8 protein-coding genes and 1 pseudogene are annotated in these 10,909 nt (G+C 38.3%); 6 read left to right on the top strand and 3 right to left on the bottom strand.

The features are described 5' to 3' along the window. The 4 genes from PSF42_RS14955 to PSF42_RS14940 form a co-directional block, all read left to right on the top strand. Positions 1-1,247, top strand: a 1,247-nt coding sequence (locus PSF42_RS14955) for a hypothetical protein (RefSeq protein WP_272680297.1), incomplete at its 5' end; no start/stop codon positions are given. Positions 1,248-1,484: 237 nt separating this feature from the next. After that, complete coding sequence (locus PSF42_RS14950; RefSeq protein WP_125891835.1) at positions 1,485-2,225, top strand: MurR/RpiR family transcriptional regulator; 741 nt, start codon at positions 1,485-1,487, stop codon at positions 2,223-2,225. Between the two features lie 184 nt (positions 2,226-2,409). Next, positions 2,410-3,966 carry a PTS transporter subunit EIIC gene (locus tag PSF42_RS14945; RefSeq protein ID WP_125891834.1) on the top strand — a complete coding sequence of 519 codons (1,557 nt, stop codon included), beginning with the start codon at positions 2,410-2,412 and terminating at the stop codon, positions 3,964-3,966. 14 nt (positions 3,967-3,980) lie between these two features. Beyond that, positions 3,981-5,351 carry a class-II fumarase/aspartase family protein gene (locus tag PSF42_RS14940; RefSeq protein WP_213914428.1) on the top strand — a complete coding sequence of 457 codons (1,371 nt, stop codon included), beginning with the start codon at positions 3,981-3,983 and terminating at the stop codon, positions 5,349-5,351. A gap of 60 nt (positions 5,352-5,411) precedes the next feature. Here PSF42_RS14940 and ytfE read toward each other — a convergent pair whose 3' ends face one another. Together ytfE and norV are read right to left on the bottom strand one after the other, a co-directional pair. Further along, the gene (gene ytfE / locus PSF42_RS14935) at positions 5,412-6,074 is read right to left on the bottom strand and encodes an iron-sulfur cluster repair protein YtfE (protein ID WP_125891832.1); all 663 of its coding nucleotides are present in this window, start codon (positions 6,072-6,074) and stop codon (positions 5,412-5,414) included. Between the two features lie 59 nt (positions 6,075-6,133). Further along, positions 6,134-7,330: pseudogene (gene norV / locus PSF42_RS14930) on the bottom strand (anaerobic nitric oxide reductase flavorubredoxin); the annotation flags it as partial. Positions 7,331-7,510: 180 nt separating this feature from the next. Here norV and norR point away from each other — a divergent pair. Continuing rightward, on the top strand, positions 7,511-9,025 hold the full coding sequence (gene norR, locus PSF42_RS14925; RefSeq protein ID WP_272680296.1) for a nitric oxide reductase transcriptional regulator NorR: 1,515 nt from the start codon (positions 7,511-7,513) through the stop codon (positions 9,023-9,025). Between the two features lie 36 nt (positions 9,026-9,061). On the opposite strand, the gene PSF42_RS14920 is transcribed toward norR, so the two are convergent. After that, a complete protein-coding gene (locus tag PSF42_RS14920) occupies positions 9,062-9,685 on the bottom strand; it encodes a TetR/AcrR family transcriptional regulator C-terminal domain-containing protein (protein WP_125891830.1) in 624 nt (207 codons plus the stop codon). A gap of 141 nt (positions 9,686-9,826) precedes the next feature. On the opposite strand from PSF42_RS14920, the gene PSF42_RS14915 reads away from it, so the two are divergent. Next, a complete protein-coding gene (locus PSF42_RS14915) occupies positions 9,827-10,909 on the top strand; it encodes an HlyD family secretion protein (protein ID WP_213914430.1) in 1,083 nt (360 codons plus the stop codon).

The following is a 10,909-nucleotide window of genomic DNA, read 5'->3' as shown; positions in this document are numbered from 1 at the left end:
AAGGTATGACTATGAAAAAGACCTCTTCTATCTTCTCCCGCTATCTAAGCATGAGTCTTTCTTATGCAGTATTGTTAGGTTGTGCATTTACAGCCTCCGCTGCTGGAGATAAATTAACTGTCAGAGCAGGTCAAACAGGATATTTAGGTGAGTTATACCCTTCGAATCGCAGTGCTTATTTAAGTACTCATGCACAGTATTGGTCTATTACATCAGGTCCAATCAGTGATCCCAACGTCAACTATCCGATGTTACCTAAGAGAGATACTTATCTTAAATTTGCCACTGTCGCTAATAGTGTGATCCAATCTAATTTTCCCAAATATAACGGGGCGCCAGGGATCCGATTGATTAATGAAAATGATAGCAGCCGGATTATCATTTTATTATTAAATGGGACTGTTTCAACCTCTTATAAAAACTCAAGCTATCGATCTGTTGTCAAAACGGCCACTTTAAAACAATCACAGCAAATTGCAGGCGATTTGAAGTCCAGCGGGGACTTAGCTTGGGGATTGGAATACAGCCCAACACCGATTAATAATTATTTCCAAGCAGGAGGCACCCCGACGGGGTATATTCGTGCAGATATTACGAGTTTTTCGGCTTTTGCTAGTTCTCAATCAGGCGGGCCCACTGCGGTGGTGAAAGGGCGTTATAAGCTCTCCTCGGGGGAGCAACTGGTATTTGGGCAAGGTTCAATCTACTCCTACATGGGGTTCAGTACTTCAAACACTAAATTACTGTCGGATAGCACGCTGAGTATTGAAGCGTTGGATTCTTGTGTTGTTACCCCCATTACAAGTAACAATATTATCTTTAATACCCAGTTGGCGGGTAATAAGCAAAATGAATTATTGGAAACTCGGCCAGCCAGTATGAGCATTAACTGTGTGACCACTGGAAAATTGTTGATGGTATTATCTGCAAATCAACAGTTACACGGCCAAAGTAGTTCAGGAACAACCTCGGGTACTAACTTAGCGGGAATGGCGCTGGATAATACTTCGGGGGACTCATCGGATACAACGGAGCGCCCGTATATTGTGACCTCCCAAACGGTACCTTCTGCAGATATTTGTCGTCGAGGAAACGCGGATGCGATCCAGTACTATGAACGCATTAAATTAGGGGATATCACGACGACGAGTTTGAAGAAGAACCTGTATTTTAACTTGTGTCGTAACGGTAATGTCAAAGCCGGTAGCTATCACGGCAGTATTGATGTGTCGTTTTTCCTTGAGTAGCGATGGTCATTCTAAGCTGCCATTGAGTATTGTATCGATGAATGATGCTAATGGCAGTGATTTTCTCTATATCAAAATCACCTTTCGTGATAGGTACCATTAGTATTTCACAAATTTCCTCTTAAACTCAGCGAAAAATAGTAATCTGACGTATAATCAACCAATTGAATGCCTTTGTTAACTTTATTATCATAAAAAATAATCACTTATAGGCTGGGTAAGTTCATTGGAGGGGATATGTTAGATTTTTTAAAAAACTACGATAATTTAACGATTAGCGAAAAAAAAGTTTTAAAATACCTGACCGATAATATTACGGATATCCCCTACTTAAATATTAATGAGCTTGTCGCTAAAACCTTCGTGTCTAAAACAGTGATCATTAACTTATCTCAAAAACTAGGCTTTAGTGGCTTTAAAGAGCTTAAATTTCAGATTAATAATTATATTTTAACGAAAAATAAAACCGAAAAAACAATTCCCTCATCGTATAAAAAACAGCTCGAAAAAAACATTAATAAAAGTTTTACATTAATTAATGAGGCTCAAATTAATGATTGCGCTAAAATATTGCATAAATCGAGGAATATTTTTATTGTGGCAAGAGGGACAAGTAAAGCGGTTGGTTATTATCTTGAACATTTGTTATTTGCATTAGGCTTGCATTGTTTTTTTATTAATGACTACAACTTATCTGATTCCTTCACACGACTCGTTAGCAAAGATGACACTGTCATTTTTATCTCACTGTCTGGCGGCACTAAAAAAATCATTGAAACAGCCAAAATTGTACAATTGAAAGGGGCAAATATCATTAGTATGACTGCGTTTAATACGAATGAATTAACCAGTTATACAGATAATACGCTGTTTTGTTTTGCTGATGATTTTGATACCAAACGGGATGATACAAAATCCAGAATCGGATTTTTTATACTGGTTGATTTACTTATCAATGAATTAGAAAATCTACTTTAACTTACCGTTTTATTATCCCATCTATTTTTTATGGTTAGATTCATTCATTAATGCGTTATAAGAAATGACTTGGGTCATAATTTCTGACCTAAGATAATTTTTAAAACCGCGACATCATTTCTTTTATAAAACCCCCAAGCTAGTATGCCCTTAATTCTAATAATAGAAGTCATAAGGAAATAGTATGGCCAGAAGAAAGTTTGGTGAATCAATTCAACGCTTTGGGAGAACATTACTCCTTCCGATCGGTGTATTAGCACCAATTGGGATGATATTGGGGATCAGTGGTGCGTTAGTGCAAACTTATATGATTGCACGTTTTCCATTTCTCGGTAATGAAACGGTTAACGCATTACTTGTTAGCATTCGTTCAATTGCAGGTGTCATTTTTGATAATATTCCCTTGCTGTTTGCAATGGGGGTTGCTTATGGTATGAGCCATCGAGATAAGGGGATTGCTGTCTTCGCGTCGGTTGTCGGTTATTTATCGCTGATCATCACCATGAATATTTGGCTAGTGCTTACCGGTAAACTTGCAGATCCTGCAATGATGGGTCAAGTGGGACAAATTAAAGTTCTTGGTATACAAACCTTAAACATCAGCGCCGCCGGGGGAATTATTACCGGTTTGATTGCCGCTTGGGCGACCGATAAGTTTTATAACCTTGAATTACCTACCGCATTTGCTTTCTTTTCAGGTAAAAAATCCGTTTCTATTATCATGATAGGATTGATGATCGGGGTGGGGGCGTTATTACCGTTTATTTGGGAAGTATTAGTTCAAGGATTAATGAAACTCTCCTCTGTATTTTTAAGTCCAGTGGGGCCATTTTTTACCGCAGGTGGTGAACGTTTATTTATTCCATTTGGTTTACACCATGTTTGGAACGTTTTATTTAGATTTACTGAAGCAGGTGGTACTTATGTTATTGATGGCCAAACCTTTGTTGGTGTTGTCCCCGCGCTAACAGAAGTGCTATTTAACCAAGGCCCGGATAGTGAATATTGGGCGATGATGCCAAGTTTGACTCGCTTTATGGCGCAGCAACAAATGTTGGTCACATTATTCTTATTCCCCGCGATTGCTCTCGCTATTTATAAAACATCGAAGAAAGAAAACCGTGCAGAAGTGAAATCCATGCTTGTCACGATGGTATTAACTGCCATGCTTGGTAACGTTACGGAGCCACTCGAATTTACCTTCGTATTTATCGCGCCATTACTGTATTTAATTTACGCCATTATTGTCGGTATCGGTGCGGTACTGCTTTCTTTGGCGGAAGTTGGTATTGGTTATATTCGTGGAACGGTATTTGATTTCACTATTTTTGGCCTACTGTACGAAAACACTAACTGGATCTTCTTGGTTATTATCGGTAGCTGTTTAGCCGTCGTCACTTACTTTATTTTTTACTGGGCAATTATTAAGTTTGATATAAAAACTCCGGGCCGTGAAGAATCGAGTAATCTTAAAAATACCTTAATTAAAGAAAAACGTTATGGGGAAATCGCAGAAATTTTAATCCAAGCGTTAGGTGGAAAACAAAATATTCGAAACGTAGATAACTGTATTACCCGTATGCGTATTGATGTCGGAGAAGTGAACCAAATTGATAAAGATTTAATGTTGGAATCAGGATGTACCGCATTCTTCTTTCCATCGGCAAACCACGTCCATGTTGTGTATGGGCCAAAGGTTGAATTTGTTCGCAATGCTGTTGATGACGCAATGAAGAAATAAAGAAGGGATACGAAATGAGAGCATTATACGATTCTAAAAGTAAAACAATTGATGACCGTGGAATTAAAGATTTATTGTCTGATGAAGCAAAATATTCTACTTGGTTAATGTTTGAATCCATGTTGGCCCAAGCTCAAGCGGAACTCGGGTTTATTCCCCAGTCAGCGGCAGATGAAATTAAAGAAAAGGCTGTAATCGAAAATATCGATTTTGAAGAAATGAGCCGTATCTACCAAAAAATAGGCCATGGCTTTGTACCTTTCTTAAAAGTGTTAGTGAATGCGTGTTCTGAAGAAAGCGGTAAATATATCCATTATGGAATTACCACGCAAAATATACAGCAAAGTTCACAGCTCTATATGATGAAAACGGTACACCATAAATTTATGTTGTTACTGGGTGAAATCATCGAAAACTTGGCAGATTTGGCCGAAAGAACCAAACATATGGTGATGCCGGGAAGAACGCATGGACGTCATGCCATCCCTATCACCTACGGCTATAAAGTTTCGGTGTGGATCAGCGATTTTATTGATTGCTATCAACGCATGAAAGAGTGTGAAAAACGCGTTTTCACTATCATGATGGGGGGGGCAGTTGGTGCATTTAACTCAATGCCTGGTGTTGGTATGGCAGTACAAAAACGTGTCGCTGAACTGGTGGGTATGGAAGCCATGGAAGTACCATCCAGAAACTTGAGCACACATAAACTTGAATATATGGCAAATTTAGCGTTAATGGCGAACATTTGTCATAAAATTGGTGAAGAAGTTTATAGCACGACGTTAGAAGAAATTGCAGAGGTTTCTGAAGGGTTTACCAAAGGAACCGTGGGCAGTAGCACCATGCCACATAAAATTAACCCGAAATTAGCCAAGGGAATTATTGCCAACTCGCAGAAACTTTATTCCTTACCAAGCGTGGGGATGTATTCTGCGGTAAGACCTTATGAGGGCGATAGTAGTTCTTATATGTTATTTGATGGGTTAATCGAAGAAGCTTTGGAATTGACCACGGAAATCTTATTAAGAACCGAGGAGCTTTCGAGGACGATTGTGCCACATGAAGAGAGAATGCTTCATAATGTATTGCGAAACAAAGGGTTGGATAATACCGAGTATGTCATGATGAAGATGGCGGAAAAATTGGGTAAAGATAAAGCGCACTCTCTCCTGTATGAAGAAGCCATTAAAACGGCGGCGGATGGGGAAGATTTCTATACAAATTTAACCAAAAATAGTGTGATATCAGCGGCATTTAGTGATGAAGAAATTAAAGCCATGCTTGACCCGAGGTCTTATATCGGGTTATCCGTTGAAATTGCAGAAAAAGAAGCAAAACGTGGGCGAGTTACGGCACAAGAAATTAAACAACAATATAAATAGATATTTTTAGCAGGATTAAAAATAAGGGCCTATCTATTATATAGATAGGCCCTTGCTTATTTATTCACCCGCGAGTGCTCTTGGGAATAATAAATTATTTTCTAGGTTAATGTGATTCATTAAATCATCAATCAGTTCATTGATACCATTATACAATACACGCCAGGTGGTACAGGCTTCTGGTGGTGGTGTAACATTATTGGTAATACCTTTAATGGCCTCTAAGATATCACCCGCATCGTCATGTTCTTGTTCCATAACGCTGATTGGGCCGGCTGCGTTTTTGCCCATTCCGTTTTTTATCATAGGAAATAAAACACGTTCTTCTTTCATCATATGGCTAGTCAACTCTTCTAGTAATGCTTCTAAGTATTTTGATAGCCCTGCTGGTACGGTTGGCTTGTTTGCATGAACTCGTTCAACCTTTTGTGCTTGTAGAATAAGTTCAGGTAATTGCTCTCTATGCCTATCATGGTAGCGCACAATAATGAAATCAATAATGTCACTGAGTGGAGCTTCTCGCCAATCTTTCTCTAAGGTTTCTGTCGATAACTCAAGTAATTGGCTTTCTAATAGGCCAATATCCAAATTTAATTTTTCTGCGCTGCGGCTGAGTGTTTGTTTGCCACCACAACAGTAATCCATATTATATTGGCGGAATAGAGAGGAAGCTCTGGGAATGGATAATGCGAGCTGTCCAAGTGTTTTATCTCTAAATTGCATATGAGGTATCCTCTAAAAAATCATAAAATTCTGATGCTCTTTTCTAAATAAATTTATGCAGATAGCGCCCATTGACGAGCAATATTACGCCCATATTCACGGCAGTCATCTAATGTTTTTGAATCAGGCTTCCATTTTGCTTTTAAAGATAATGCAGTATCAAAACCGGCATCCATTAAACGTGTTTGAACACGGTCAACAGCACCACCATTCCAGCCAAAACTACCAAAAGCCGCTGCTTTTTTATTTAAAAAACGTAAACCAGTAATTTCTTCCAGCATACCTGCAATTTTGGGCATCATGACATTATTCATGGTTGAAGTACCGATTAAGGCTGCCTTGGAGCGAAAAAGATGGGTAATAATGTCGTTTTTATCACTGCGTGCAACGTTAAATATTTTGACGGCGACATTAGGATCAGCTTCATTAATGCCTTGAGCGATTGCATCCGCCATTAAGCGGGTATTATTTGACATGGTATCGTAGAAAATAGTAATGCGATCCTCTTGATAATCTGCTGCCCATTTCAAATATAATTCAATGATTTGATTTGGATTATCACGCCATACTACGCCATGAGACGTGGCTATCATATCGACAGGTAGGTTAAAGCCTAATATTTCATTTATTTTTGGCGTTACTAAGCGGCTAAACGGCGTAAGAATATTCGCGTAGTAGCGTTGGCATTGTTCAAATAACTCATTTTGGTCGACTTCATCATTAAATAACCGCTCATCACAATAGTGCTGCCCGAAAGCATCATTGCTGAAAAGTACTGCATCTTCAGAAAGATAAGTCATCATGCTATCAGGCCAGTGTAGCATTGGTGTTTCAATGAAAATTAATTGCTTATTGTTACCTATATCGAGTGTATCCCCTGTTTTAACGATTTTGAAATTCCATTCAGGGTGGTGATGGTGACCATTTATTGAATCAATAGCATTGGCGGTGCAATAGATTGGGGCATTCGGAATAAAGCGCATTAATTCAGTTAACGCGCCCGCGTGATCTTCTTCTGCATGGTTAATGACGATGTAGTCAATGTCATTTAAATCAATTTGTGAGCGTAAATTTTCAACAAACTCACGGCTAAATTTATGATCGACAGTATCAATGAGGACATTTTTTTCTTCGCGGATTAAATAACTATTATAGCTACTTCCCTTTAACGTTTTGTACTCGGTTCCATGAAAATCACGAACTTCCCAATCACGTTGGCCCACCCAATGAATGTTATTTTTTACATGAATCGTCATATTAATTTTGTCCTATATTTTTCAAAGTATAAGAAGACATAATCAACATTCATGCCAACATTTAATACGTTGATTTATAAATGAATTAAAATATTTTTTTTAGATTGTGGTCATAATGACTATATTGGTCATAGTCATTATGACTATAATGATTGTCAAATTGACTATGGGGAATGGATCATGGGTTTTTCTGTTGAGGCATTAGCAAAGATTGCAATAGAATTACAAGATGGTATGGGGCATGCAGATCGTTTTCAGCGTTTGATTACCACGCTAAGGCAATCATTGGGGTGTGATGCTTGTGCGTTATTACGCTATGAATCTGGTCAATTTATTCCTTTAGCAATAGACGGATTAATGGCTGATGTTTTAGGTCGCCGATTCTCTTTGGCTGGGCACCCTCGGCTAGAGGCCATTGCAAGAGCCGGTGATGTCGTGCGTTTTCCAGCGGATAGTCAGCTTCCTGACCCATATGATGGGTTAATTCCTCATCATCAGCACTTAAAAGTTCATGCTTGCGTCGGCTTACCCTTATATGCGGGGCAAAATCTTATCGGCGCATTAACATTAGATGGCATGGAGCCTGATCAATTTGATGCATTTAGTGATGAATCACTTAGATTAATTGCCGCATTAGCCGCAGGTGCATTAAATAATGCATTGCTTATTGAACAGCTTGAAAACCAAAATATATTGCCGAATAACACCGTACTATTTAAACCTGCAGGTGAAACTGAAATTATTGGCTTATCCCTTTGTATGCAGCAATTAAAAAAGGAAATTGATATTGTTGCAGGGTCAGAATTAAATGTTCTGGTTGGCGGAGAAACGGGAACAGGAAAAGAGTTAGTTGTTAAATCTATCCATGAAAAATCTCTTCGGGCTAAACATCCTCTTATTTATTTAAACTGTGCCGCATTACCTGAGAGTGTGGCAGAAAGTGAATTATTTGGTCATGTTAAAGGTGCGTTTACTGGGGCAATTAGCCACCGCAGTGGTAAATTTGAAATGGCGGATAATGGCACCTTATTTTTAGATGAAATCGGAGAGCTTTCATTAGCATTGCAGGCAAAATTACTGCGAGTATTGCAATATGGTGATATTCAACGAGTCGGTGATGACCGTAGTTTACGTGTTAATGTCCGTGTGTTAGCGGCAACTAACCGTGATCTACGCGAAGAAGTGTTAGAAGGTCGGTTTAGGGCCGATTTATTTCATCGTTTAAGCGTATTTCCTCTATTTGTTCCTCCATTAAAGGAGCGCGGAGACGATATTATTTTATTAGCAGGGTATTTTTGTGAGCAATATCGTCAGCGTTTTGGCTTATCCAGTGTAGTACTGAATACATCTTTACAGCGTTATTTACTTAATTATTCATGGCCAGGCAATGTGCGTGAATTAGAGCATGCGATTCATCGTGCCATTGTTCTTGCTCGTGCTTCCAGTGATACGGGGGACATTATCTTACAGCCTCAATATTTTATTTTTGGTAATAATGAATATGAGTTAACGGAAACACCACAAGAAGTCATATCACTTACTCAAAACTTACGTGAAGCAACGGATAACTTTCAGCGTACGCTTATTAAACAGGTACTGGAAAAAAAACACCATAATTGGTCTGCATGTGCTAGGGAATTATCTTTAGATATTGCTAATTTACATCGGTTAGCTAAACGACTAGGCTTGAAATAAAGTACTAAGGGCATCGTAATCGTTGCCCTTAGAGTCTTAATTCTCCAATCCCTTAATAATGAGCTGTAGGCCATCAATAAATTTTATATCGTAGTTGTCAGCAAACAATACTTCTTTAGCCTGCCATGTATAGGGGTATTTATCTTTAGATAACTGTGTAAATTCAGACTCTTTATTGATTAAATTACTGTCTGCTGAAAAGGTGGATGTTTGTTGTTCTATACAACAGCCTAAAATAAAATAAAATACGGTCATAGTGCAACTCGCTGCTTTTTCTACAGGGAGTTCTGCCTGCATAAAAGTTTTTATCAAAGCATTATTAATACGTAGTACATTGTCAGAAATAACGTATGTTCCAGCAAAAACACGAGCTCCGTCTCGGTGCTGCAATAATGCACTTCGTAGTTGCGACGTGATTTCAATGAGATTGGTTACCCAATAACTGTTATATTGAAAATCCACGGCGACCATGGCCACCATATGGTCGGCCATCCCTTCGAGTAAAGCCTGCTTATTACTAAAATGCCAATATAATGATGCAGCCTTAACATTTAGCGCATCAGCAAGCTTCCGCATGGTTAAACCTTCTATACCTTCCGTATTAAGTAACGTTAATGCGGCTTCAAGTACTTGTAAACGTGTGATTTTAGGATTTCTCATTAATAATTCTCATTTGATACTTTATTATCTAACAATGTTAGTTTAACATACTTTATAAACCTAACGATGTTAGATTACTGGTGTTATTTGTTGTGTCAAAAATATTTAATATGGTTATTGAGTGGTATTGAGGTTAATCCAATGACAACAAAAGAAGTGAAAACTTTTTCACAAAAGGTAATTTTTCTTACACCTTGGCTTAGTGTGTTATGCATTGGTTGTTTAATTTTGTTGACGACCTTGAATTGGGGACAATGGCAAGGAAACCGACGTTATCAAGAATCAAATAATGCGTATATTAAAGCGGACTCAGCCATATTAAAGTCACGTATGACGGGTTATGTCTCTCGTATCTTAGTTGATGATTATCAGTTTGTTCAACGTGGTGATGTCATTGCAGAAATTAATAACCAGGAAGAGCGTTTCAACCTGCAGATAGCGCAAGCTAACTACCAAAAAGCCCAACAGCAATTAAGTAACTTAGCAAATGAAATTAAAGAGCAAGATCTTACTGTTGAAATGTTACTGAACCGTTATCAAGCTGCATCGATTGAAGTGGAGCAAATGAAACGAAGCCCATTACTACGAAAATCATTAATTAATAGTGGGGCGATCACTCAACAAAATTATTTAGATGCTAATTCAGATTTACAGCGGTTAATTAAGTTAGAGCAAGCGGCAAAGGCACAGTGGGAGCAAGCAAAGCAGTCGCGACATATATTAAATCAGCAAGAAAAAATAAGAATTGCAGAACGGGATGTGACCTTGGCAAATTTAAAACAAGCTGAGACTCAAGTTTCCTATGCAACTATTACAGCTCCATTTGATGGTCAACTCAATAAAATTAAACTAAATATTGGTAGTCTTGTTATTTCAGGAACGGAAGTCGTCACTGTGACTCCCAATAAAACGCCTTATATTATTGCTAACTTAAAAGAAACTCAGCTTAAAAACGTTTATGCAGGGCAAGCCGTTTCTATCACCGTTGATGCTTTTCCTGATTTTGTATTTAAAGGAGTTGTTCGCGATATTGGGGCACAAAGTAGTGGGGAATCAGCGTTAATTCCTGCAGATAATAGTAGTGGAAATTTCACTAAAGTTGTTCAGCGTATCCCTGTTTATATTAGTTTTTTATCTGAGCAGAATAGCTTATCACGTTTACGTCCTGGGATGTCTGTGGTTGTAAATATCGATACACAGAGTATGGGCAAAAAAGGGGAATAA

The sequence above is a fragment of the Providencia sp. PROV032 genome (assembly GCF_028484875.1).
GTDB lineage: Bacteria > Pseudomonadota > Gammaproteobacteria > Enterobacterales > Enterobacteriaceae > Providencia > Providencia rettgeri_E.
This window is presented reverse-complemented; position numbering and strand designations above follow the sequence as displayed.